Below are 23,564 nucleotides of genomic sequence, written 5' to 3'. Positions count from 1 at the left end.
CGATTATGTTTGAATCGTTCGCTCCGCTTCCTCCAGGGCTAACTTAATGTCAGAAATAATATCCTCATGGTTCTCAATTCCACAGGACAATCGCATTAACTCATTCGTGACACCATTTGCGATTCTTACATCTTCAGGAATATCCGCATGTGTTTGAACGGATGGGTATGTCATTAAACTTTCCACACCACCAAGACTCTCTGCAAATGTGACCACTTGTAAATGTCGAAGTAAAGGGTCAACAAGGCGTTCATCCTGCACCTTAAACGAAAGCATTCCTCCCTTTCCGGGATAAAGGACCTCTGTAATCAGTGGATGCGTGGAGAGCACCTCGCTGACAGCAGCAGCATTTTGCTGATGTTTCTCCATCCGCAGAGATAGAGTTTTCATTCCTCGGGTTAAAAGCCAGGAATCAAACGCACCAAGTGTCATGCCAATCCCATTTTGGATATGAAATAACCGCTCCCCTAACTTCTCATCATCCGTAACCACCAATCCGGCAACGAGATCATTATGCCCACCTAAGTACTTGGTAGCGCTATGAATCACGATATCGGCACCCTGTTCAAGGGGTTGCTGTAATAAAGGGGTGTAAAATGTATTATCAACAATCATGAGCAAATTGTGCTCTTTTGCAATGTTCCCAAGCGCATCTAAATCTGCTTCTTGCATTAATGGGTTCGTCGGCGTTTCAATAAAGAGAGCCTTTGTGTTTTCCTTGATCGAAGCCCTGACAGATTCAAGGTCTCTGGGATCCTGATAACGAACATCTATCCCCCACTGCGGCCAGTACTCACGAAACAACCGATATGTACCTCCATACAAGTCAACGGAAGCAATCACATCATCTCCTTGGGAAAACAGACTGAACACAGCCTGAATAGCAGCCATACCAGAACTACAGGCGAACCCGAAACGACCGTTTTCTAAATCAGCAATGGTCTCTTCAAGGACTTCCCTCGTCGGATTCCCTGTCCGGGCATAGTCATATCCTGTTGATTCTCCAACCCCTGTATGTTGAAAAGCTGTGCTCATATAAATAGGCGCGTTGACCGCTCCCGTACGTGGATCCTTTCGGTTGCCAGCTTGCACGAGCCTCGTCTCTCTTGTATAGTTTCGTTCCATATGACCTTCTCTCCTCTCGTTGCCTTTTCTTGACATGCCTAACATCAAAAACTTAGCCGTGTAATCTATACTGTCATGAAATATTTTTTATCGTATAAAAAAAGCCTCCTCCTTATCGAAAGTAACTCTAAGAAGCGTCATTCCTTTATAACGCTACCCTAGCGCCTCCCTATCGTAAGAAGAAAGCATTCTGCATGAGAGCCTCTTCTTATCTTTCGGAACCATCGTTCCGCAGGAAGTAGCACCTGACTCAAAAGAGCTGGTTGCTGAGACATCTTAGGGCCCTTTCCCTCAGTCTCTCTAGATAAGAAATACATTTGACTAAGTTTTTACTTTTCATTAACAATACAGGAAAATAAAAATTCTATCAACCGTTTTTGTTTCTGTACTTACGGTAGGATAGATTTGCAGGATTTGGTTTTCACCAAAAATAAATAGTCATTAGAAGATGGTTAATAGTATTTAAATAATTCTAGGCATTAAAAATACTCGGCTTTCGCAAAATAGCGAAAGCCATAGTCTTTTTTCTCCTTAAAGTGCTTGCTCAAAAAGAAGGAGAAAAAGAGCCGGGTAGATCGAGGATAGAAGACGACGCAGAGGTGCGAAAGCTATTTCTCCCGGACTTTTTGAACCCTGAAACGTAGTTAAACTTCCTATAGTACAAAAAGGTGCCCTTACAGAGTCACCTTTTCCAACTTAAACATCATCATGTCTCCGGAGAAGCTTCAACGACGAGTTGATCTTCATTCCCGCATACACATTGTTTAAATCCTGTTTCATATTCTCCATTTCCTTTTTGCCGGCCACGCAAGATATACTTCTCTCCACAATTCGGGCAACGAATCACGATGCGATACCTCGTATCCGTTGGCATTGAGACTCCCTCCTTTATTGCTCTATAACTGCAACTAATCACCAGCCAGTGGCGTGTAATCCGAATAGAAACTTATCTTTGAAATGCTTCTTGGAAATTAGTTTCACCGGTTTCTAATAATACATACAGTTTTATTTTTGCTTTTCGGCTACTGTAGTCTTTTCCTAAAATCACCCCATGATTAAGCAAATCATAAGTACTGCCAGCATAATCATACGTTGGATATACTTTTCCCTCTTCAGCGCTCGTTGTAATCACAATAGGGATATGCGCATTTGCAATTGCCGGCATGAAAGTAGCAGGGACTTGTCCCCTGCCTAACCCTTCAATGACTATAGCGTCAATCGTCTCTAATTGTAAAAGGTGTTCTAACAGAAAAGGTGAGGTTCCTAAGTGTACTTTTATAATTTCCACTTGATGACGGACTTTCGCGATTTCACTTTTTGGTTCATATATATCGCGGGACAGTGGGCGCTGATAAAGGTTAACACGATCGTTATCAATAATACCAAAGTAACCGTACCCTAAGGTATTAAATCCTTGTACATTGGAAGCATGGGCTTTCCGTACATACCTTGCTGAGAAAATACGTTCATTAAAAATCACGACTGGTCCAAGCGCGGTCACCCGTTCATCAGCTGCAGCGATCATTGCATTTCGTAAATTAACAAATGCGTCACTACCCACTTGGTCTGGCCCCCGTTGGGAACCAGTCACCACCACGGGCTTTTTATTTTCTATAGTTAAATCCAGAAAATAGGCCACTTCTTCAAGTGTATCCGTTCCTGATGTAACAACAACACCGGCAATGTCTTTATGATGGAGCACGTCCACTATCGTTGATCTTAACAACCATAAGTCTTCATAAGCAATATGAACGGATGGCTTATTTAAAAGAGAAATAACCTTTAAATCCAAGTCAAAAGGGACGTCACACTTCTCAATAAGTTCTTGCCCCGATCGTTCTCCTGCGCGTAAACGACCCTCTTTCGTTTCCCTGCTCGCAATCGTTCCTCCGGTAGTGATTAGTGCAATCTTTTTCATTTTGTGCCCCTTACGTCTGCTGGACGTTTTCAGCGGATTTGATCGCTTCAACTATGCGGCTGCCGTGGTATCTTCCCGTTTCAATAAAGATTTCATTAGCATTATTACCAGCGGCCAATACTCCGGCAATGAATAATCCTGATATGTCCGTTTCTAAGGTCTCAGGATCATAGTGCGGTCTCCCCGTTTCTTGGTCAATCGTTACACCAGCTGCAGATAAAAAAGAGTGATCGGGATGATAACCAACCATGGCAAAAACAAAATCAGCGTCGATATCGGCCTTTTCCCCATTCTTCTCGTAATATACCTTATTTTTGGTGATCCTTGTGACTTCAGCATCAAAGATCATATCAACGTTATTCTTCCGTACAAGTCCTTCAAATTCTGGTAAAATCCATGGTTTTATACTCGATGAGTACGTACCTCCACGATATAAAACGGTCACATTTGCTCCTGCTTTCTCCAAAGCCAGTGTTGCATCAACAGCTGAATTTTTCCCACCAATCACGACAACGTCTTGATGATGAAAAGGATGGGCTTCTTTAAAATAATGATAAACGTGTGGAAGGTGCTCTCCTTCACATCCAAGTTTATTAGGGTGATCATAGTATCCGGTCGCCATAATGACATACGTTGCAAAGTATTCTTTCGGCTCTCCTTTAGCCGTAGTTGTATACAATTCAAACGTCCCATCGGCTGATTTTTGTACACCCTTAACGGTTTCATACGTGTGGATACGTAATTGTTTACGCTCCACCACATCTCTGTAATACGCAAGTGCCTCATTACGTCTCGGTTTGCGATCAACGGTAATAAAAGGCACGTCACCGATTTCCAATTTAGCTGCAGTACTGAAAAAGGTTTGATGTGTCGGATAGTGATAAATCGCGGAAACGACATTTTCTTTCTCTATGACCAACGGGTCATATCCTTTTTCCTTACATGCAATTGCTGCTGCTAAACCGCAGGGACCGGCACCGATAATGACGATTTTTTCGTGTATCAAGTTTGATTCCTCCAACCCTTACGATCTCCAAGATCACCATACAATATACCTAATAAAATTAGATCCATCCCCGTAAACGGCAGGATTCAGCGTGTTTGTGAATGCCAATCATGTAGGCAGCTTGTTGCATGTCCATTTTGCGTTTACGTGAATGCTCATAGACCACAGATAATGCATTTTCCATTATTTGTTGTAATTTCTCATTCACTTCTTCTTCCATCCAGTAATATCCTTGGTGGTTTTGTACACCTTCCAAGTAAGAAAGCACTTTATTACCAGCACTCGTAAGAACATGAGGAATAACAGTTGTTCCTTGCTCATGCAACTGTGCAGAAGCTTCTTCAGAAATCGTGCGTTTGCCCGTTTCCACGAGAAGATCAGCCTTTATTGATTTAACCGTTTTTGGCGTCATTACGCGATCCCTTGAAGCATCAATGATCAGGTCGCAATCAACACCGAGCAACTGTTCTTTGGAGATCGAGTTTTTGAACAGATTTGTAACCATACCAAAGCTATCACGACGATCCAGTAAGTAATCAACATCTAACCCGTCTTCATCATGCAGAGCTCCATACCCATCGGAAACACCGACGATTTTTACCCCTTGCTCTACTAATTCCTTGGCCACATAAGTACCTACATTCCCAAAGCCATGGATGACGACCCGGCCATTTTTTAACTGTATGTTTTCCTGTTTTGCTGCTTCTTTGGCTATGATGGCGGCCCCTTTAGCGAGCGCAACTTCCCGTCCTAAAGATCCGCCTAGAACGGGTTTTCCAGTCATGAAACCTGAGGGGTCCAACGCACTGAACTGACTGTATTCATCAAGCATCCATGCCATCACTTGTGTATTCGTAACAGCGTCCGGGGTGATTACGTCTTTCGTTGAGCCAATGGATGGGATAATCGCCCGAATATAACCGCGGCTCAAAGCTTCCAACTCCCGGAATGAAAGCTTCGTTGGATTACATACGATCGCGCCGCTTGCGCCTCCGTAGGGAATATCCACGAGCCCTGATTGCAGAGACGCCCATATCGCGGCAGATTTAACATCATCTTCCATCACTTCTGGATGAAAACGAACACCTCCAAGGGCAGGACCTACAGCGTCATTATGTTGTACACGGTAGCCCGTGAATACCTCAGTCCTTCCATCATCCATCTTCACTGGAATACGGACGGTTAATGTTCGAAGTGGCTCACGTAATAGTTCATAGACTTCAAATGGGTAACCCCATTGCTCTAACGCATAATGGATAACCTCTTGCGCTTTTGTAAATTCATGACGATGACCTTTTGAATCAGCCACCGCTTGCTCTTTTCCGTTCTCCCCCATGTAAGGGACACCTCCATATGTTCGATTGGATTCGGGTTTAGATGTTACAACCCAAACCCAATGAGTTAACATTTCATTCTTCCGATTCTCGCTTGAATCGTCTCCCTTTAACTATATTAAAAATCGGCTTCTTTTTCCACATTTTCGGCTTCTTTACGAAGACTAAAAGCTGATGCTAATTTAGTAACCGCTTGTTTCTTAATTAATATCGAACCATGTTCTTCGACAACAACCGGGGAATGTGGACAGGCTTCCCCGAATTCTGAAATAAGCGCAACACAACGATCATACCCTAAATCGTAACGTATCCTTGCCGGAAAATGGAGATAGTAGTAACCGTCCATAGACATTAACTTCCCGCTTTTTACGCCAAGACGCGTAAATATGGCAACAAGTTGCAAGACCGCCTCGAAATCCTGGAATTTATAAAATAAATCCAATCGCTCATCTACAGTAATATCCATTTCTATCATATCATCTTCTTCATTTTCCGTCTCATTTTTCGATATATGGATGACCATTCCTTGTGCAGGTAATGCGAACACTTCAACAGACAAAGTCCCATCAGCCTTAAAGCCCAATGAAGTGTCTGCCTCCATGACAAGGTCGCGGAATAATTGGTGTACCCGTGGGCGATCCAGCCATAGATCCTCTTTCGTTAAACCACGCTCTTGTAAATCGTCAAAGGTGAGAAACACTTTAATTTTATTAGCGGCAATCCGTTCCAGACGCATAACCGCCCCTCCTTTTTTGTCCTTGTGGGACCCAGCTTTGCAGGTGGCTTAATCACCTGCTGAAATACTGGTCGTTTCTATACGCTATTCAACGAATCCTTATCGTGTTCTTTAAAAACTTGATATCTCCTGCCCCTTTTTCAGTCATTATTCAAAACCGTCACTCCTTCAAGTAATAACGTGGATTTGGATACGCACCTATACGAAGCAGAGCGATCTTGTCCCACCTCTTTGCTTACAACTCCGACCATTCTTGGTAAAAGCACCTTCAGGTCATATGCCTAACTATTCTCCACTAGAATTGTGCCGTGAGATGAGATCATACTTCTGAGTGGTGGAATTGTTAAAGGATAAGAAGGGTCATGCGAGAAGATGAACCGAATCTTCTTTTGCGGCAGGAATAAATACGTATATGTAAACAGAAAATGAACGATCCATTCCGCTCATATTTGTCATTGACTTCTTTCCTATTTCCGAAAAGTACCCGCTGATCATTGGCACATCAATCTTCTTCTATACTCGTTGAAACATGTGCGCCGAGAATTTTGCTCTTATGACAAACGTTCTCGGCAGGGGGAAATATACGATTGTAAGGATGATGTAAACATTCGTTTCTAGTGATTCTGTCTTATTCCTTAACCTATACTCCCCACTCTCGGGATAAAATGCTCAACCCTTCGCTTGCTTTCCCCTGAATCGTACGTGTAAAGTGAATGTCTGTATGGAGATCATCATTGATGTATATTTTTTCCGCAGGAGCAAGGTCAGGCAGTTGGTTAACAGGTGACACTTGCAAGCTTGTCCCTAAAACGACTAAAACATCCGATTCACGTATTTTTTCCATCGCATATTCCCACGTATCAATGGGTAACTGCTCGCCAAATAATACGATATTTGGACGAATTTTACCACCACAGTGTTCACAGCTTTTTTTCGAGATAAAATCCGCTTCCTCCAAGGTAGATTCACAACCATAACACCTGAACTCACGGAGGTTTCCATGGAGTTCAGCGACATTTTGACTCCCACTTTTCTGATGCAGTCCATCTACATTTTGTGTCGCTATCACTGAAATCATCCCGGCCCTTTGCCAATTTGTGATGATTTCGTGCCCCTGGTGGGGATCAATTGATTTCAGGCTTTCAATACGATTTCTATAAAACTCATGGAAGTGTTCATAATCGTTCTCTAAAGCCTCTACTGTCGCTGTTTTCATCGGGTCATGTTTTGCCCACAGGCCAGTTTGAGAGCGAAAATCCGGAACACCGCTTTCTGTTGACATTCCTGCACCTGTTAAAATGGCTATGCGTTTGGGATAAGTGTTCATGGAAAACCTCCAAAGTTCGACAAATTGCCATAGACAATAATGGCAACCGACAAATATTTTATTTATAATGTTAGGGGATCATTAATATCCGTTGCAACTACTAAACTGGGGCTGGCTTTTCCTTTCTTTCCCATCTTATTGACATCCGAATTAGAGTCTACATGCATTATTGAATCCAATGAGGTGAAGTTATGGATTACATCATATTTGTTTCGGGGGCTGCTTTCTTTGGATTGGGTTTTATTTTATTATTGCTTCTGCTTTATTTTAAAAAAAAGCTGACAGCTCCATTTGTCTTTATGGGGATAGGGGTTGTCCTTTGTTTTATTGGACTTATCATCGCGGAACCTTTAACAGAGGAAGCTTTTCCCAATCAAACCTCGACGCTTGATATCAGACGTTGAATGGGTGGTTTTCCATCCATCTTTTGATTATATTCAATTTTCTGTTATTACCTTAACGGTGAAACAAATTTACATCGTGTTCCTTTTCCAACCAATCATAAAGGATATAACTTTGCTTGCGTAATTGCTCGGTATGCCAAATTTCTTCGTACCGATCGACAACTTCATTTCTCAGTTCCTGATACTCTTTTTCCGCTTCGTCAAGTTTTTTCTTTTCAAAAACGAGGAACGCAGCAGCAGATATGCAAATAGCAACTACAATGAACCCAACGTTCGATGTAAACATTTGAAATAAAGTGATTTCATCGTTCGAACTCCCGATTGTGAGCAAGGATATAAGGATAAGGGCACATGCCGATGTCGTTATCCAACCACTGATCCTAACTAACCTTTCCCTCTTCTTTTCCTCTTTTTTCCGTTTAATTAATTCGCGAATGATTCGTTCAGCAAACGGCGTCATGTATTGCTTTTTATCGTTTTTCATACATACACCTCCATAAGGATATGTATGTATACTCAAACTCAGGCATTCCTTGTCTCAATCATTTATGGGCTAAGCGCGAACGAAAATATTATCATCACGAGCATGATAAAAAGAATGAGCAGCACATTTGCAATCATCGGGCTTTTATTGTAATCCTTTGCCTCTACATGGAAGCTTTCCTTTTTTTGTTCTGCCCGTTTAGGCTGCAAACTTTTTTGCTTTTTTCGAGTTCCATGTTTATCCAACCTTGATGGTAAAGATGTAGCCGCTGCCTCTTCTGTGTTGTTTTCATTTCTGTTCATATCTTCTTTTTCCTTTTGTATATCAACCATAATACATCACTCCCGACTTCCTCTACCTGTACATTAACTGAACAGTTACACTTTGACAACTGATATTTTATCATCTTTTTCCAACCCACTCATGCTATGATTTCTTTTTACAACTTAAGAATTTAGAGAACTACAATTAACTAATGATTGACACTATCATTACAAAACTCTTACTCTTCCGGTTGAAATGTGTGTAACCAAGTCATACAATATGAACATAGGGATGATATTCATTGGAGGTCTATATGGGATGAATACGTATACGATCGTCGATAAAGATACATGTATTGCTTGTGGTGCATGTGGTGTAAGCGCTCCTAGCTTATTCGATTATGATGATGAAGGATTGGCTGAAGGATTACTAGATCATAACCAAGGTATCATTAGTGTCCCTGACCTTCTTGAAGAAGATATGGAGGAAGCGCTCGAAGGATGTCCGACCGATTCTATAAAAATAGCCTCTAAACCTTTTGAAGGCGATCCCTATAGGTTTGAATAAGAGTGACAGGTAATGATTAGAAGCCGCCCCCTCTTGGGGGATTTTTACATAACAGGGCTTTTATACTTTATAGTAAAAAAGGGGAGTTGGAGCGATGACAATTGCAGCGAATGTTGATACAGCACATGCAGTCTTAGTTGCCGACGCGATGAGCGACGATGGTCTGTCGCCATTGTTGAACAAGGAAAATTTCGAAGTAGTTCGTGCCAAACCTAGTGAACGGGATGATTTGAACCGTTTTTCAGCGCTTCTCGTACGAAGCTCTACGCAAGTGGACGCTGCTCTTCTAGCGCAGATGCCGAACTTGAAAATTGTGGCCCGGGCTGGCGTAGGTACAGATAATATCGACCTAGATGCAGCGACAAAACATGGGGTTATTATCATCAATGCACCCGATGGTAATACGATTTCAACGGCTGAGCATACGTTCGCCATGATGATGTCACTGTGCCGTAATATTCCGCAAGCGTATAGTTCTGTTAAGGCTCACGAGTGGAATCGGAAAGCGTTTCAGGGAACCGAACTTCGCGGTAAAACGTTGGGGATTGTCGGGTTTGGCCGCATAGGTTCGGAGCTTGCCAAGCGTGCAGCGGCTTTCCAAATGCCCGTTGTCGTTTATGATCCCTTTCTGACTGCTGAACGAGCCAAAAAAGTAGGAGTAACTCTCTTATCTTTTGAAGAATTATTGGAAGCAGCTGATGTAATCACCGTCCATACTCCACTCACAAAAGAAACGAAGAATCTTTTCAATGAAGAAAATCTGAATAAAACAAAACCCGGTGTTTTCATCTTAAATTGCGCGCGCGGAGGTATCATCGATGAACAGGCCTTGCAGACAGCCATTGAAAATGGACATGTAGCCGGAGCAGCTCTTGATGTTTTCGAACATGAACCGGCAACGAATTATAGCCTGATTGACCTACCGCAAGTAATTGTGACCCCTCATATCGCTGCCTCTACAGTAGAAGCCCAAGAAAGTGTGGCAACACAAGTCGCAGAGGAAGTGATTAGTGTACTGGAAGGTGCACCTGCTGCTCACTCGATTAACTTGCCTGCTATATCTGAAGAATTGTACGAAAAAATACGTCCCTATTATGAACTAACGAATACGATGGGAAATTTCGTCAGTCAATGCGTGAAAACGCCGGTCCAGCATATTGATGTCTCATTTAGCGGTTCCATTTCCAGAGAAGATACCACTGTCATTGCACGCAGTTTTATGGCTGGTTTTTTATCTCCACGTGTGGATGCACCCGTAAATGTCGTTAATGCCGGTGTAATTGCTGAAGAAAGGGGAATTTCCTACAGTCAAGCTCACAACTCTGAGTCCTACGGATATGCCAATCTTGTACAAGCAACGGTTCATGGAAATGCTGGTGAATTTGTTGTACAAGGGACATATATCGAGGCCTACGGTCCGCGCATTGTAAGAATCAATGAGTTTAATGTCGATCTATTTCCAACGGGGCATTTAATTTATATTCGGCATAGTGATCAACCGGGAGTGATCGGTAAAATGGGGCAGCTTCTTGGTCAACACAATGTAAACATTGCGACGATGCAAGTTGGAAGAAAAGAAGAAGGCGGCGAAGCGATTATGATGCTCGCGGTTGATAAGGAAATTTCCCCCGAGGTCATTAATGATCTATCAACGTTTGACGAAATCCTTGCCGCTGACATGATTGAATTATAATATTGAAAGCAGCCGCCATAAAGGGAAAGCGGCTGCTTTTTCTACAAAAGCATGGCTGAATTTATCTTAGCAATTTTCCTAGCGATTACCATAAAGAATCTAGTGCACGATGGCGACCACTCACGACAATGTTTGTTACATCAACAATTCTCACTTCATTATTTGGTGAAATATTCCTCTAAGTGGTGTCATGAAACCATCTACACTAGTTTAGTATCATCGAGGAGACGCTGCTAAATATCGGGTTAACGATATTCATCCCCCATGTCGTCATATTTTCCTGGTCTGTGTCTATCGCAATTGTCAATACATTCATAACCGTTAATAACACTAGTGAAAACAGCAATACAACACCAAAACGTTTCATATAATCCAACATCCGCTTCAAGTGCCTCGCTTTCCTCATTTCACTTTTTATATGAGCATATGTAAGCCGTTGGCTGTATAGAACAGGCCTGTCCTTTACCAACGGCTTCTTTAACCTTTATTCTCATCACCGATAAGCAGGTTAAACATTGATTGCAATTCCGTAACTGTTTTTCTCTTTAAATCATAAAAATGAGAAGGGTTTTTTGCTCTTTCTCGATGATCACTTCCGATGGTCACCGCTCTTAGTTCTAAATCCTCCCCTTTTTTCGATAAGAAATCCGTTAACCCTTTCATCACCTCCATGAACAAATCGATATACTCGACTTCTTGAAGTTTTGCAAAGATAAGGATGATTACCTCCCCTTTTCTTGCTCTGTTAAGGGTTACTCCTAAAAATGCTTTCTCTTGAAATTCTACTTGTTTTAGAACGGTACCCCTCGCTGCTTTTATAGGGCCGTTTTCCCAATGGATCGACTTTTCCCCGGCTTCCTCATATGGGAGAGAAAGCCTCAAGTCCTCGGCCCATGTATAACTGCTTTCGACCGCTTTACTGGAAAACACTTTTAATTGAAATGGTGTTTTCCAGACCATTTCCTTTGCTGTAATGAATGCTTCTACATGGTTGAATGTCTGCTTCGTTTGCACCTCTGGAGATATTAAAACCTGCTGTTTAGGGATACTGGGATGAATGTGAACATCGACGCGTGTTTGGTAGTGCAACTCTATATTTTCCTTTGTCAAAACCTCCTGGGGGGTGCCAACAGCTTTTCGTTTACCGTCCTTTAAAAGAAGAACTCGGTCACAATAAAGAGAAGCTAAATTCAGGTCATGAAAAATAATTCCTACTGCTCGGTGGTTGGCTAGAGTCCACGCCCGTAAGCGATTTAAAAACTGAACTTGATAAGAGATATCCAAATGATTGGTCGGCTCATCGAGCATGATAATAGCAGGATCTTGTACGAGCGCTCTTGCCAAAAATACCCGCTGACGTTCACCACCACTTAAAGCCTGAAGAAGTTGATCTTTGTGTTTCCATACATCCATTTCTTTCATGATTTTCGAGATGACTTCTGCATCTTCCTTTTGATCAGCCGAAAATAACGTTCGTGAGTGAGGATAACGTCCAAGTGCCACAAATTCCTTTACCGAGTAAGCAAAATAAATAAATGCTTGCTGCGACACAACCGACAACAAACGTGCCCGTTCTTTATCCTTATATTGGTGTAAATGCCTTCCATTTAGTTTTATTTTTCCCGACATTAACGGCATTGTCCCAGAGCATAGCTGCAATAATGTCGATTTACCACTTCCGTTAGGGCCGATAATTCCAAATATTTCTCCCTTGTTAATACTAAAAGAAACATCTTGCACAACGGTTTTTTTGCCATAACCACTGGTGACATTCTTTACATCTAGCAACGGTTAGCTCCTTAATTCTTGCGACGTTGTTGGACAAAAAGCAAATAAGCGAAAATGGGAGCGCCAATAATCGCTGTGATCACACCGAGGGGTAATTCCATGGGTGCAAGTAATGTCCGGGCAGAAATATCTGCTGCAATTAAAAACCCTCCCCCGGTCAACATAGAAACAGGTAAGAGATGAACGTGATTGGGACCGATTAACATCCGCACAAAATGTGGCACGACAAGTCCTACGAAACCAATCGTACCCGCTACGGCTACTGCAGTGCCTGTCAAAATCGCAGCTCCAATTAAAATCACGACACCTCTTTTTTGCACACTTACACCAATATGGCGTGCAAAATCCTGTCCGAAGGCAAAAGCATTCAATTCTTTTAGACAGGAAGCAATCAAAATGGTTCCAAACAGGAAAAAAGGAATCATTAAATACACATAGTCCCAACCACGCATACCGACACTGCCGAGCAGCCACTGAATTGCTTGCCTCAATTCCTCGCCAGCAAGTGCAATGAAAAGAGATAGGCAAGCCCCTAAAAATGCGCTGATAATAATGCCGATTAAAATGATGGTTTCTGCTGAGAGAGAGCGGCGCAACGCTCTGGCAAACCATAATAAAAACAAAAGGGTCAAAAGTCCGCTTCCGATACTTATCGTTGGTAAGGTGAAATTTCCGAGAAGAGGAATCGATAATTGAAAAAAAATAACAATTACAGCTCCCAAGGCTGCCCCTGAAGATACCCCCAGCGTATAAGGATCAGCGAGTGGATTACGCAGAAACCCTTGAAAAGCAACACCTGCAGCAGATAAAGCAGCTCCTACGAGAAAAGCGAGAAGCGTACGGGGAAGCCTAATATCGATAACAATTTGAGCGTGTATAGGATCCACCGAACCAATATCGAAAAAATAAGCATTGAAGATCTTCATTACTTCACTGGGCAGGATCGCTTGACTCCCAACTGAGATACCCATAACAATCATAATCATGGAAAAAAGAAAAGCGACGACATAAACGAATAATGGACGGCGCTTTCTATTCTGTACGTTCATCTTCATAGATATGGGAAGCAAGTAACCTCAGTCCTTCAGCAAGCCTCGGACCTGGCCTGGACAGCAGGTCTCCATCCAGACTATATACCCTCTCTTCCTGTACAGCTGTCACTTCTTGCCAAGCTTCTCTTTCCATAATCATTTCTTCATCCCCATAGGTCGTAATAATAACATCTGGATTTAAGGAAACCGCCTCTTCTTCTGTATAGGGTACCCAGCCTTCACTTCCTGCAGCTGCATTTTTCGCACCGACAGCTGTTAACATATCATCCATGAACGTATTTTCTCCTGTCGTATAAAGCTCTGGATCAGAAGATACTTCCATCCATACGTGGGGACGTTCATCCTCGGGGATATGATCGATGGTCTCCTGGATTTCTTCAACTTTATTTTCGATATCGCCGATAATTTCTTTCGCTTGAGGCTGCCTATCCACCGCCATACTAACCAATTCTATCGCCTCATAAGCTTCACTTAAAGACGTTGGCTCCCCAACAGTTAGAACATCGATGTCTGCATTTTCCAGTTGTTGTATCCCTTCGTTTGCAGCATCACCGCTTGAGGCATGATGAAGTACAAGATCAGGCCGAAGCGTCAGTACTCGCTCAACATCAAATTCAAGCCCTGAACCTACCGTCTCAATTTCTTGCACTTCTTCGGGAAAGTCATCGAAATCCGTCACCCCAACGAGATCCCCGCCTTTATCTAGTGCAAATACAATCTCGGTATTACTGGGCATTAGACTTACAATCCTTTCAGGTTCCTCCTCAATCTCTATACGGTTATCATAGGCATCTTGAACTTCGATTGGATATGGACCTTCATCGTCTTCCGAGCCTGTGGTCTTTTGGTCTGAGTCTTCCCTTGCTCCCTCTCCATTGCATGCGGACAATATAATGAACACTACGACGAAGAGGAGTGAACGAATATTTCCCATCAAATCCCCTCTTTCCCTCTACAACTATAACGTGTTCACGATTTTCGATATAAAAAGAACATAAATGTCGATCCTCTGTCGACGATGCTTTGTACAGATATCTCACCGTCATGATTCTCGACAATATTTTTTGCAATTGCTAACCCAAGTCCCGTTCCGCCATTGTTTTGGCCCCTTGTCCTTGCCTTATCCGCTTTATAAAAGCGTTCAAAAACAAAAGGTAGATCTTCCTCCGGTATGCCGGAACCTGTATCCTTTACCTCGATTTTTATACCTTCTTTTACATCGATCACATGTAAGGTAACACTGCCTCCGTTGCTCGTATGCCGTAAAGCATTATGCATCAAATTCGTCAATACTTGTTCAATACGATCAGCATCAGCCTCAACCCATGGATTGGACCCAAATGTTTCATAATTTAAATTTACATTGATTTCTTCACCCATTTGTTTAAATTTACGAAAAACCTTTTCAGAGAGAGCAAACAGATCTATAGATTCAAATTGCATGGGTAACTGGCCTGTCTCCATTCTGGCCATGTCTAATAACTCATTGACAAGTCTTCCCATTCGTAACGATTCATCGTAAATAATTTGCGACATCTCTCGTTCCTCTTCACGGCTTTGGGCAACATCATCGATCATTGCTTCGCTATAGCCTTGTAACATGGAAATTGGTGTACGCAGTTCATGGGAGACATTCGCAATAAAGTCTTTTCGTAGCTTATCATTTTGACGTTCTTCTGTCATATCTCGAATGACGGCCACGACTCCCCGGACAAATGATGCGTCATATAAAGGCGACATTAAAACGACATAACTTCTTCCTTGGACGGTCACTTCTGCGGTTTCTTCCTGCTCGTGAGCCACAACCGTTCGAAATAATTCCTGGATTTCTTCGGGAATCCAATCTCCAAGCTCCGTACCTTGATGTTCATAGCCATAACTACGCAAAAATCGATCTGCCGGAGGATTACTCACTAACAGATCCCCCATACGATTCAACGTAATAACCCCATCAGCCATACTGCTTAATACTCGTGCCAGTTGTTCCTTTTCCCGGTTTAAGGCCTCGATGTTATTGTTTAACTGACGGCGCATACGATTAAATGCAATCGCTAATTGTCCAATTTCATCGCGTGTCATCATCGGAACCGGAGTATCAAAGTTTCCTTTTGCAACCTCTAAAGCAGATTGACGCATTTTACGTAACGGTGCAGTTATCCTTGAGGAAAGGAAAAACGCAAAAAATGTTGTCATTATAAAACCAATCCCGGCCGCCAGGAAAATTAATCGTTTCGTCTCCTGTGTCGTCTCTTCCATAGCCGCCAATGATTGATATAATAATAACGTATAATTCATCCCATCGGCCATTTCAAAAGGGGCGGCCACAACGATAAATTCCGCCTCATTTTGGTTTCTGTCTTCATACGAAAGTTGTGTAATGACAGATTCTTCCCCTCTGATAGCCAAGGATAACTCCTCGTATTGCGCTAATTGCATCGGGGGGATATACACCTCTTCTTCTACGGCCCCTTGAAAAGAGGTCCAATAAGGGACATCCCCACGAAAAATGGTTGCATGTGTCCCTGAGGTCTCTGTGAGCTGGCGGACTGTTTCCATACCATCGAGAGATTCTTCGCCTTCAAGGATGGAGACGATGTATGATGCATGGTTACCTAATTCATCTTCAATTTGGCTCAGATGCATATTCTCAAAAAACTGAAACAATAAAACCGTTAGAATAAGGAGAACACATGAAACGAGCAGTAAAATGGTAAGCCAAAGCTTACCAACGACACTTCTCCAGATCATTGTTGCTTCTGGTTATTTTCAAATTTGTAGCCTATACCCCATACTGTCGTTATCATGTCCCCTGCTTCTTCGGAAATACTATTTAATTTCTCACGCAATCGCTTGACGTGAGTATCAACGGTCCGAAGATCACCAAAAAACTCGTACTCCCAAACATCTTTGAGTAACTTTTCCCTTGAGAAGACTTTATCAGGACTACTTGCAAGATAATGCAGTAATTCATACTCTTTCGGTGTTAACATAACCTCTTCATCATCTACGGTCACTCGGTGGGCGTCATGATCGATAGTGACATGCTTAAAAGAAAGTATATTTTTTGCCTGCGTATCAGTTTGTAGATACTTCGTCGAAGAGGTTCGGCGCAATAAGGCTTTCACCCGTAAGATAACTTCCCTCGGGCTAAAAGGTTTTACAATGTAATCATCAGTGCCTTCTTCAAACCCTTGGACCCTTTCAGCTTCTTCTCCTTTTGCCGTTAATATTGCGACTGGGGTAGCCTTCGTTTTACGAAGAGCTTTTAAGACCTCGATCCCGTCCATACCAGGCATCATTAAATCCAACAAAATCAGGTCGTAATCCACTTCTTCAGCCATTTGAAGTGCATCTTCCCCGTTCTCAGCCTCGTGGATTTCATAATCTTCCCGCTCTAAATACATCCGTAACAATCGGCGGATACGTTCTTCATCATCGACGACAAGAATTTTAGATTGATGGTCCATCTCTAGCACTCCTTTCCGATTATAAGAATGGAGCCGGCTAAGTCTGCCTCCTGCGACATGCCGACCCTAACAGAGGGGACGTTATACAACGCCCCTTTTATCTTAAGCGTACGAATGAAGACCTGCAATCACAAGGTTTACGAATATCAAGTTAAATATAATAATCGCAAAACCAATCACTGCAAGCCATGCTGAAGGCTCACCATGCCAATTTCGATTCAACCTTAAGTGTAGATAGGCGGCATAGAAAAGAAATGTGACAAGCGCCCACACTTCTTTTGGATCCCAGCCCCAAAACCTTGTCCAGGCAATTTGGGCATAGATCATGGCAAACGCCAAGCCTCCTAAGGCAAAGACGGGAAACCCAATGGCAATGGAGCGATAACTGATCTCATCCACCGTATGTGGTTTTACACCTTTAAAAAGAGGCTGTAATAAGGCACCGACACGTCTTCTCGTAAGCAAACGAACAAGCCCGTAAAGAATTAAGCCGGAACTTAATGCCCAAAAAACGGTGTTTAGATCATCACTTACAATCCAATCCGGCATTTCCACCCATGGCTGCATACGCTCTTCAGTGAGCAGCTCACCTTCATTAGGACCAAAGAGCGGGGGAAGTTCATAAAGTTTTTCAGCTGGCTCTCCATCCTCATTAATATAAGCAAAGTTTGCTTCATAATCGAAAGCTGAAAAAGCATTGGTGACGATGACAAAAGCAAGCGTGCTCATTAATGCGTACATAATAAACTCAACGCCAAATGTTTTCTTCGTCATGCTTTTACTTTTCAAATCAATCGTACGGAGAAGGTAAATTAATCCCGCCCCAAAACTAATAGCAAGAATTCCTTGCCCGATAGCCGTAGTAATTACGTGAATTTCTAGCCAGTGTGATTGTAAAGAAGGCTGAAGAGGTTGTACTTCTGTTGAAAACACGGAAGCATAAGCAATCATGAGCATTATGATCGGCATTGTAATTACCCCGAGTACGTCCACTCTGTAAATGCCGTATAAAATTACAAATGCAAGACTTAGTGTAATCGCAAAAAACGCAGTGTACTCAAACATATTGCTGACCGGAGCATGTCCAGCAACCGCCCATCTTGCAAAGAAATACCCCAAAGCAGTCACTACGCCCAAGATGGCTGTAATATAACCAAATTTCCCCCAGTTGTTCCCGGTCATTCGACCTTCTTTATTGCGCCATTTTCCACCTGTTACCGAAACAGCATAAAAAATTGTAGCAGCTAGATAAAGGAAGAATGCCACTGCGAGCAGATTCATGCTCAATTGCTCCATTTTCATTTACCTCCTAAGCAATGCCCCTGCAGAGGGGTTAAGAATGAAGGTTATTCTCTTGACTTTCACTCTTTTCATGTTCTTCATCTGTTTGATCTTGCGGTGTCGTCACTTCTGTCTCTTCTGATATTGCGTCAATATCTTTCTTCAATGACTCCCAGTTTTTATTCGTATGAGCAGCCAGCCAAACCTCATCATTTTTTCTTTGTAACCAAATGCGGCGGTGCGGCCAATAGGAACCTTGGACAAGGCCAATAAGGAAAATGGATCCGCCAACAATGAGAAATGGAAGTGTGTTGTCTTTACGCACTGTCAATCCGGTTACGTTGTTAGTTTCAATCCCGTCAAATGAGAATTCGTAACGGTTCTCTTCATCATCTGGACTTACGTCATAGTTCGCTTGAATTCCAAGAAATGTATGTTCTAAGTCACCGGTGTCCGGGTCTTCCATTTCAAAAATGAACCCTGGATTATCAGGGACATTATTTTCTGTTGAAGGGACCCCGTCTTCATTGATCACAAAGTTAGGGAAATAACTGTGAATCCGAACCTGCTCATCATCAAGTGTGTAGCCATCGTCAGGGTCATTTAAATCAACAGTAAAAGAGCCTAAAACATCATTGGTTTCTCTATCCTCAACTTCAAAACTCATTTCTTTTAACTCATTCATCTTATAATCCACTTGATAGAGAGAATAACCATCGAAGTCGAAGGAATCGTTGACCTCAATTCCATGCCGATCAACTTCCTCTAACTCTTGATCTAAACCGACAGTAGATCCTTCCGCAGGGGTATAGAGAACAGCATCCGTGTGAAAAGTCTCGATGTGCTCTTCGTCATTTTCTTCCATTACGGCTTGATACCGTTCATCATCTTCATCATAGAAATCAACCGTAAATGCTAGGTTTTCGATGTAATAATCCCCTGATGTCCCCGGAATGACAGTAGTTTCACCTTCACGCACCCAGACGTTCTCATCTATGTACATCCCTGGGAAGAAACGAAGAGATGCCCCGATCAAGAAGATGATCAGTCCAATGTGGTTTACATAGGGTCCCCATCGTGCCCAACGATTTTTTTCCGCAAGGATATTCCCGTTTTCCTCAAAGACGTTATATCGTTTTTTTTTCAGAATCCCTTGTGCCTTTTCCATCGTAGTATCGACTTCATTGACGTTACTTGTTCCAAATATACGCTGGCGTTTCATGAAACTTTGATGACGCGTCACACGTTGATGTTTTAGCGCCTTATATAAGGGAAAAAAGCGGTCAATGCTTGCAATAATTATGGAAGTCCCAAGGGCAGCAATCAACAGCATATACCACCAGGATCCATACAAGTTATGCAGTCCGAGGGAATAATAGATTTGACCTAAGGCACCATGCTCTTCTGCATAGAAAGTTGCAGGATCTTCTCCTGGAGGGATAAACATCTCTTGAGGGAAGATGGTTCCAATCGATGATGCAATTAGCGTAACGATAATAATTCCTATCCCGACTTTTACTGAAGAGAAGAAATTCCAGATTTTATCTATAATGGACTTGTTATACGTTTGTGAACGCCGGGCAGCTCCTTCATAACGCATGTTCAGCAAACGACTAGAATCTTCATTACCAAATGGCTTCCCACATGATCCGCATACTTCTGTACCATAAGGGTTGATATGTCCACAATTATCACATTTTATTTCTTTCAAAAAGATCACCCCAATTTACAACAAACACTCATGATACATGTTTCCATAGGAGAACAAAAAGCCCGGGAAGTTTTAGAGGAGCACCTCATGGCAAAATGTATCATTTAGAAAAGGAGGTGCAGTTTGATGTGTTTTCCTAGATATGGCTTCATACGAGCACACACAGATTGTTCCCCTAACTTTCCGAATATCCTCCTAAGGTATTCTCCAATGTTTATTATAACGGTCAAAGCCAATGTTTACTTCCATCAAGATGTATTTTTTATGACGGTTATGTGACAGCAAGTTCCCGCAGTTGTGCGACTTCCACCGGCTTTAGCTTACGAAAATCTCCAGGCTGCAATCCCTCAAGAGTCAAAAAAGCATATCTTTCTCTCTTTAATTTTAAAACGGGGTGCCCGACAGATTCTAACATTCTGCGAATTTGATGATTCCTGCCTTCAGAAATGACAAGTTCTATAATCGATGTGTCGTTCTGCTTGTTCCCGGATTTAAAAGAGGCTTTTGCAGGTAATGTCTTCCCATCCTCGAGTTCTACACCACGGGAAAGTTTACGTAATGTATCCTTGGAAGGCTTCCCCTTGACTTTTGCAATATACGTTTTCTTAATTTTACTCCTAGGGTGCATCATTAAATTGGCAAAATCACCGTCATTTGTTAGCAATAATAATCCGGATGTATCATAATCCAACCGGCCAATTGGAAAGATTCGTGCCTCCGTGTCTTCGATATAATCAGTAACAACCGCCCGGTCCTTATCATCTTTCACAGCCGAAATCACTTTTCCTGGCTTGTACAATAAAAAATAAACCGGTTCTTCGCGTTGAATGGGTACTCCATCTACTTCAATAACCGCTTTCTCCGATACTTTTGTGCCCAATTCCTGTACGCGTTTCCCATCGACTGCAACGCGGCCGTCTACGATATAGTCTTCTGCTTTTCGACGAGAAGTTATCCCGGCGCGCGCGATCACTTTCTGTAATCGTTCCATCTGTTCTCACCTCAGCATCCATCATACGCTCCCTGTCATCATTTCTCAAGCGAGTGAATTTTATCCCTTAAAAGCTACAAAAAAACCTAAGCCGTCATCCGATAAACGTCTTAGGTCATTCAATATTCACATTGATCCGAAAACAAGTGTGACGAACACAATCGCTGCCGCGATCCCGCAAAGATCAGAAAGAAGGCCGACCTTTAACGAATCCCCGATTTTTTTAATCCCAACAGCGCCGAAATAAACGGTCAAGACGTAAAGAGTAGTATCTGTACTCCCTTGCATCGTTGAGGCTAATCTTCCGATAAATGAGTCCGGACCATGGACAGCGAGTAAATCACTCATCACTCCAAGGGCACCTGTTCCTGAAAGAGGTCGCATGACAGCCAAAGGGACGATATCAGCAGGCACACCAATAAAAGTCAAAACCGGCCGCAAACCTTCTAGTAAAAAATCCAACGCCCCTGAAGCACGAAACACAGAGATGGCTACTAACATGGCAACGAGATAAGGAATAATGGATACGGCCATCTGAAAGCCATCCTTGGCTCCTTCAATAAACGTTTCATAGGCGGGCACCTGTTTAATGATAGCGCTAAGGAGGATGACAAAAAGCAAAAACGGGATGATGTACATGGATAACACTGATAAAACTGTCATTTATTTCACCCTCGCCCGCAGCGTGCGGCGCCAATGAAAGATTCTGTCTATGAATATCGCACTGGCGACTCCTACAGCCGTGGCTGCGATCGTAGTTCCGATAATCTCGCCAGGGTTGGCAGAGTCATACGTCATTCGAATCGCAATGACTGTCGTCGGAATCAAGGTTAAACTTGCTGTGTTTATTGCGAGAAAAGTAACCATAGAACGACTAGCTTCATCTTTCCCACCGTTTAATTCTTTTAACTGTTCCATCGCTTTAATGCCCATGGGTGTAGCCGCATTACCAAGCCCAAACATATTTGCAGTCATATTTGATAAAATATACCCCATGGCCGGATGATCCTTCGGGACCTCCGGGAATAAACGTTGAATAACCGGTGACAAGAATTTGGAAAGCAATTTGAGAAGCCCTCCTTCTTGAGCAATCCTCATCATGCCTAACCAAAAAACAAGGATGCTGATCATTCCTAAGCAGAGAGTAACCGCTTCTTCAGCACCTTGAAAAATCGCTTCATTCACTTCTTCCATCCTGCCTGTAAACATTGCAAAAATCAGACCAGTGATAAGCATTGACATCCAGATCCAATTAATCATGTACCGTCACTCCAAACCCGAAACGATTTTTCAACCGCTCCCACCAGGAAAGGCCCTCATTTTCTTCTTCCGTTTTTTCTATATAATAAAGCGGTAATTCAGAAATAATGTCACCATCTAATTTAAATTGTAAATGACCTGCAAAAGGTAGTGTACCCTCATTCATCCATTCAATATTTGGTGTTACGCGTGCATATTCATCTTCTGTCAAAGGATAGTTGGAAGATGATCGTACTTCTAAGTGATCAAATGTCTCGCTTCCTGTCCGCTCCAGACTGCCTTCCTGGATCAATGAATACATATCGTAGGTATCAAATCCGTATTCAAAGAGCCGAATATGATCATCCCAATCGGAAGGTGCGTTTAACGTTACTGCTATTAACTCCATCCCCTCTTTTTCGGCTGAAGTGACCAGCGTGCGACGTGCTCTTTCGGTGTACCCCGTTTTCCCCCCTGTTGTATATTCATAACGTTCAGTTAACAAACGATTTTTATTTTTCCAGACCCGCTCCCAGTTTTCGTTTTGATTAGGCGCTCGGTGCACTTCTGTCGCAGATATCGTTCGAAAGATGTCATCTTCCATCGCCGCCTGCATAATCATTGCCATATCATAAGCACTGGAGAAATGATTTTCATGATCATCAAGGCCGTGAGGGTTGGCGAAAACGGTATCCGTCAAGCCGAGTTCTTGAACTTTTTCATTCATGAGATAGACGAAACCATCAACGCTCCCACCAATATGCTCGGCAATCGCAACCGCACTATCATTACCAGAGCGAAGCATTAATCCATACAATAAATCTTCCAATGTCATTTTCTCGCCTGCCTGTAAGTATAAGGAAGAACCTTCTGTACCAGCAGCATTTGTCGAAATCACAACAGAATCTTCCAACTCTCCTTGTTCAATAGCAACCATTGCGGTCATCACCTTCGTAATACTCGCAATCCGCTTCTCGCTAAATGCGTCTTTTTCCCAAAGGACTCGTCCCGTTTCAACTTCAATTAACGCAGCTGCCTCAGCGGATACCGTAATGGATTCTTCAGCATTCCCAGGCAAAGGCGGTATACATAGGCAAACGACCATTATGAGTAAAATAAGCCGGCGTCTCATTTCTCACCTCATTCCCATACTGGCTGTCCAATCTAGGGTTTAAGA

At 42.6% G+C, this 23,564-nt stretch carries 24 protein-coding genes and 1 riboswitch; of the genes, 3 read left to right on the top strand and 21 right to left on the bottom strand.

Features of this window, described 5'->3' with window-relative positions:
• Nucleotides 1-3: 3 nt before the first annotated feature.
• The 7 genes from HNR44_RS04760 to HNR44_RS04730 form a co-directional block, all read right to left on the bottom strand.
• Nucleotides 4-1,125, bottom strand: a complete 1,122-nt coding sequence (locus HNR44_RS04760) for a methionine biosynthesis PLP-dependent protein (protein WP_184402944.1) — start codon at nt 1,123-1,125, stop codon at nt 4-6.
• Nucleotides 1,126-1,330: 205 nt separating this feature from the next.
• Nucleotides 1,331-1,436: riboswitch (SAM riboswitch) on the bottom strand.
• A gap of 395 nt (nt 1,437-1,831) precedes the next feature.
• Nucleotides 1,832-1,999: a hypothetical protein gene (locus HNR44_RS04755; protein ID WP_184402943.1), complete on the bottom strand. Its 168-nt coding sequence runs from the start codon at nt 1,997-1,999 to the stop codon at nt 1,832-1,834.
• A gap of 72 nt (nt 2,000-2,071) precedes the next feature.
• The gene (locus tag HNR44_RS04750) at nt 2,072-3,043 is read right to left on the bottom strand and encodes an asparaginase (RefSeq protein ID WP_184402942.1); all 972 of its coding nucleotides are present in this window, start codon (nt 3,041-3,043) and stop codon (nt 2,072-2,074) included.
• A 10-nt stretch (nt 3,044-3,053) separates the two neighbouring features.
• Nucleotides 3,054-4,049 carry a YpdA family putative bacillithiol disulfide reductase gene (locus HNR44_RS04745; protein WP_184402941.1) on the bottom strand — a complete coding sequence of 332 codons (996 nt, stop codon included), beginning with the start codon at nt 4,047-4,049 and terminating at the stop codon, nt 3,054-3,056.
• 58 nt (nt 4,050-4,107) lie between these two features.
• The gene (locus HNR44_RS04740; protein ID WP_184402940.1) at nt 4,108-5,385 is read right to left on the bottom strand and encodes a Glu/Leu/Phe/Val family dehydrogenase; all 1,278 of its coding nucleotides are present in this window, start codon (nt 5,383-5,385) and stop codon (nt 4,108-4,110) included.
• 116 nt (nt 5,386-5,501) lie between these two features.
• Complete coding sequence (locus HNR44_RS04735) at nt 5,502-6,119, bottom strand: adaptor protein MecA (protein WP_184402939.1); 618 nt, start codon at nt 6,117-6,119, stop codon at nt 5,502-5,504.
• Nucleotides 6,120-6,759: 640 nt separating this feature from the next.
• Complete coding sequence (locus tag HNR44_RS04730) at nt 6,760-7,446, bottom strand: SIR2 family NAD-dependent protein deacylase (RefSeq protein WP_184402938.1); 687 nt, start codon at nt 7,444-7,446, stop codon at nt 6,760-6,762.
• Nucleotides 7,447-7,637: 191 nt separating this feature from the next.
• Between HNR44_RS04730 and HNR44_RS04725 the strand changes: the two genes are divergently transcribed.
• Nucleotides 7,638-7,850, top strand: coding sequence for a hypothetical protein (locus HNR44_RS04725; protein ID WP_184402937.1), 213 nt, complete (start codon nt 7,638-7,640; stop codon nt 7,848-7,850).
• Nucleotides 7,851-7,902: 52 nt separating this feature from the next.
• Here the strand turns inward: HNR44_RS04725 and HNR44_RS04720 are convergent, their stop codons facing one another.
• Together HNR44_RS04720 and HNR44_RS04715 are read right to left on the bottom strand one after the other, a co-directional pair.
• Nucleotides 7,903-8,334: a DUF2663 family protein gene (locus HNR44_RS04720; protein ID WP_184402936.1), complete on the bottom strand. Its 432-nt coding sequence runs from the start codon at nt 8,332-8,334 to the stop codon at nt 7,903-7,905.
• 62 nt (nt 8,335-8,396) lie between these two features.
• On the bottom strand, nt 8,397-8,666 hold the full coding sequence (locus tag HNR44_RS04715; protein ID WP_184402935.1) for a hypothetical protein: 270 nt from the start codon (nt 8,664-8,666) through the stop codon (nt 8,397-8,399).
• A 250-nt stretch (nt 8,667-8,916) separates the two neighbouring features.
• On the opposite strand from HNR44_RS04715, the gene HNR44_RS04710 reads away from it, so the two are divergent.
• Together HNR44_RS04710 and serA are read left to right on the top strand one after the other, a co-directional pair.
• The gene (locus HNR44_RS04710) at nt 8,917-9,165 is read left to right on the top strand and encodes a ferredoxin (protein ID WP_184402934.1); all 249 of its coding nucleotides are present in this window, start codon (nt 8,917-8,919) and stop codon (nt 9,163-9,165) included.
• Between the two features lie 94 nt (nt 9,166-9,259).
• The gene (gene serA, locus HNR44_RS04705) at nt 9,260-10,858 is read left to right on the top strand and encodes a phosphoglycerate dehydrogenase (protein WP_184402933.1); all 1,599 of its coding nucleotides are present in this window, start codon (nt 9,260-9,262) and stop codon (nt 10,856-10,858) included.
• A 205-nt stretch (nt 10,859-11,063) separates the two neighbouring features.
• On the opposite strand, the gene HNR44_RS04700 is transcribed toward serA, so the two are convergent.
• The 12 genes from HNR44_RS04700 to HNR44_RS04645 form a co-directional block, all read right to left on the bottom strand.
• The gene (locus HNR44_RS04700) at nt 11,064-11,246 is read right to left on the bottom strand and encodes a hypothetical protein (RefSeq protein ID WP_184402932.1); all 183 of its coding nucleotides are present in this window, start codon (nt 11,244-11,246) and stop codon (nt 11,064-11,066) included.
• Nucleotides 11,247-11,335: 89 nt separating this feature from the next.
• Complete coding sequence (locus tag HNR44_RS04695) at nt 11,336-12,646, bottom strand: ABC transporter ATP-binding protein (protein ID WP_184402931.1); 1,311 nt, start codon at nt 12,644-12,646, stop codon at nt 11,336-11,338.
• Nucleotides 12,647-12,657: 11 nt separating this feature from the next.
• Nucleotides 12,658-13,695 (bottom strand): FecCD family ABC transporter permease, encoded by a 1,038-nt coding sequence (locus tag HNR44_RS04690; RefSeq protein WP_246406981.1) that lies wholly within the window; start codon nt 13,693-13,695, stop codon nt 12,658-12,660.
• Nucleotides 13,679-14,632, bottom strand: coding sequence for an ABC transporter substrate-binding protein (locus tag HNR44_RS04685; RefSeq protein ID WP_184402930.1), 954 nt, complete (start codon nt 14,630-14,632; stop codon nt 13,679-13,681). Before HNR44_RS04685 ends, HNR44_RS04690 begins: the two co-directional genes overlap by 17 nt.
• Nucleotides 14,633-14,667: 35 nt before the next feature.
• Complete coding sequence (locus HNR44_RS04680; protein WP_184402929.1) at nt 14,668-16,446, bottom strand: ATP-binding protein; 1,779 nt, start codon at nt 16,444-16,446, stop codon at nt 14,668-14,670.
• A complete protein-coding gene (locus HNR44_RS04675; RefSeq protein WP_184402928.1) occupies nt 16,443-17,165 on the bottom strand; it encodes a response regulator transcription factor in 723 nt (240 codons plus the stop codon). Before HNR44_RS04675 ends, HNR44_RS04680 begins: the two co-directional genes overlap by 4 nt.
• Before the next feature lie 102 nt (nt 17,166-17,267).
• Complete coding sequence (gene ccsB, locus HNR44_RS04670; RefSeq protein WP_184402927.1) at nt 17,268-18,461, bottom strand: c-type cytochrome biogenesis protein CcsB; 1,194 nt, start codon at nt 18,459-18,461, stop codon at nt 17,268-17,270.
• Between the two features lie 37 nt (nt 18,462-18,498).
• Entirely contained in the window at nt 18,499-20,157 is a 1,659-nt protein-coding gene (gene resB / locus HNR44_RS04665; RefSeq protein ID WP_184402926.1) for a cytochrome c biogenesis protein ResB, read from the bottom strand.
• 271 nt (nt 20,158-20,428) lie between these two features.
• A complete protein-coding gene (locus HNR44_RS04660; RefSeq protein ID WP_184402925.1) occupies nt 20,429-21,148 on the bottom strand; it encodes a pseudouridine synthase in 720 nt (239 codons plus the stop codon).
• Between the two features lie 126 nt (nt 21,149-21,274).
• A complete protein-coding gene (locus HNR44_RS04655) occupies nt 21,275-21,811 on the bottom strand; it encodes a spore maturation protein (RefSeq protein ID WP_184402924.1) in 537 nt (178 codons plus the stop codon).
• A complete protein-coding gene (locus tag HNR44_RS04650) occupies nt 21,812-22,408 on the bottom strand; it encodes a nucleoside recognition domain-containing protein (RefSeq protein WP_184402923.1) in 597 nt (198 codons plus the stop codon).
• The gene (locus tag HNR44_RS04645; protein ID WP_184402922.1) at nt 22,401-23,519 is read right to left on the bottom strand and encodes a D-alanyl-D-alanine carboxypeptidase family protein; all 1,119 of its coding nucleotides are present in this window, start codon (nt 23,517-23,519) and stop codon (nt 22,401-22,403) included. The genes HNR44_RS04650 and HNR44_RS04645 overlap by 8 nt, the downstream gene beginning before the upstream one ends.
• Nucleotides 23,520-23,564 lie beyond the last annotated feature (45 nt).

The organism is Geomicrobium halophilum, assembly GCF_014207655.1.
Classification (GTDB): domain Bacteria; phylum Bacillota; class Bacilli; order Bacillales; family Marinococcaceae; genus Geomicrobium; species Geomicrobium halophilum.
Note: the sequence above shows the minus strand (reverse complement) of the source record. Positions and strands in the feature narration are given on the sequence as shown.

What these genes read in the sequence shown, in the direction of transcription:
- HNR44_RS04715 (WP_184402935.1), bottom strand. Translation starts at nt 8,666, where the DNA reads ATGGTTGATATACAAAAGGAAAAAGAAGATATGAACAGAAATGAAAAC.
- HNR44_RS04690 (WP_246406981.1), bottom strand. Translation starts at nt 13,695, where the DNA reads ATGAACGTACAGAATAGAAAGCGCCGTCCATTATTCGTTTATGTCGTC.
- HNR44_RS04740 (WP_184402940.1), bottom strand. Translation starts at nt 5,385, where the DNA reads ATGGGGGAGAACGGAAAAGAGCAAGCGGTGGCTGATTCAAAAGGTCAT.
- HNR44_RS04735 (WP_184402939.1), bottom strand. Translation starts at nt 6,119, where the DNA reads ATGCGTCTGGAACGGATTGCCGCTAATAAAATTAAAGTGTTTCTCACC.
- HNR44_RS04750 (WP_184402942.1), bottom strand. Translation starts at nt 3,043, where the DNA reads ATGAAAAAGATTGCACTAATCACTACCGGAGGAACGATTGCGAGCAGG.
- ccsB (WP_184402927.1), bottom strand. Translation starts at nt 18,461, where the DNA reads ATGGAGCAATTGAGCATGAATCTGCTCGCAGTGGCATTCTTCCTTTAT.
- HNR44_RS04680 (WP_184402929.1), bottom strand. Translation starts at nt 16,446, where the DNA reads ATGATCTGGAGAAGTGTCGTTGGTAAGCTTTGGCTTACCATTTTACTG.
- HNR44_RS04720 (WP_184402936.1), bottom strand. Translation starts at nt 8,334, where the DNA reads ATGAAAAACGATAAAAAGCAATACATGACGCCGTTTGCTGAACGAATC.
- HNR44_RS04760 (WP_184402944.1), bottom strand. Translation starts at nt 1,125, where the DNA reads ATGGAACGAAACTATACAAGAGAGACGAGGCTCGTGCAAGCTGGCAAC.
- HNR44_RS04730 (WP_184402938.1), bottom strand. Translation starts at nt 7,446, where the DNA reads ATGAACACTTATCCCAAACGCATAGCCATTTTAACAGGTGCAGGAATG.
- serA (WP_184402933.1), top strand. Translation starts at nt 9,260, where the DNA reads ATGACAATTGCAGCGAATGTTGATACAGCACATGCAGTCTTAGTTGCC.
- HNR44_RS04685 (WP_184402930.1), bottom strand. Translation starts at nt 14,632, where the DNA reads ATGGGAAATATTCGTTCACTCCTCTTCGTCGTAGTGTTCATTATATTG.
- HNR44_RS04755 (WP_184402943.1), bottom strand. Translation starts at nt 1,999, where the DNA reads ATGCCAACGGATACGAGGTATCGCATCGTGATTCGTTGCCCGAATTGT.
- HNR44_RS04675 (WP_184402928.1), bottom strand. Translation starts at nt 17,165, where the DNA reads ATGGACCATCAATCTAAAATTCTTGTCGTCGATGATGAAGAACGTATC.
- HNR44_RS04660 (WP_184402925.1), bottom strand. Translation starts at nt 21,148, where the DNA reads ATGGAACGATTACAGAAAGTGATCGCGCGCGCCGGGATAACTTCTCGT.
- HNR44_RS04655 (WP_184402924.1), bottom strand. Translation starts at nt 21,811, where the DNA reads ATGACAGTTTTATCAGTGTTATCCATGTACATCATCCCGTTTTTGCTT.
- HNR44_RS04650 (WP_184402923.1), bottom strand. Translation starts at nt 22,408, where the DNA reads ATGATTAATTGGATCTGGATGTCAATGCTTATCACTGGTCTGATTTTT.
- HNR44_RS04710 (WP_184402934.1), top strand. Translation starts at nt 8,917, where the DNA reads ATGAATACGTATACGATCGTCGATAAAGATACATGTATTGCTTGTGGT.
- HNR44_RS04725 (WP_184402937.1), top strand. Translation starts at nt 7,638, where the DNA reads ATGGATTACATCATATTTGTTTCGGGGGCTGCTTTCTTTGGATTGGGT.
- HNR44_RS04645 (WP_184402922.1), bottom strand. Translation starts at nt 23,519, where the DNA reads ATGAGACGCCGGCTTATTTTACTCATAATGGTCGTTTGCCTATGTATA.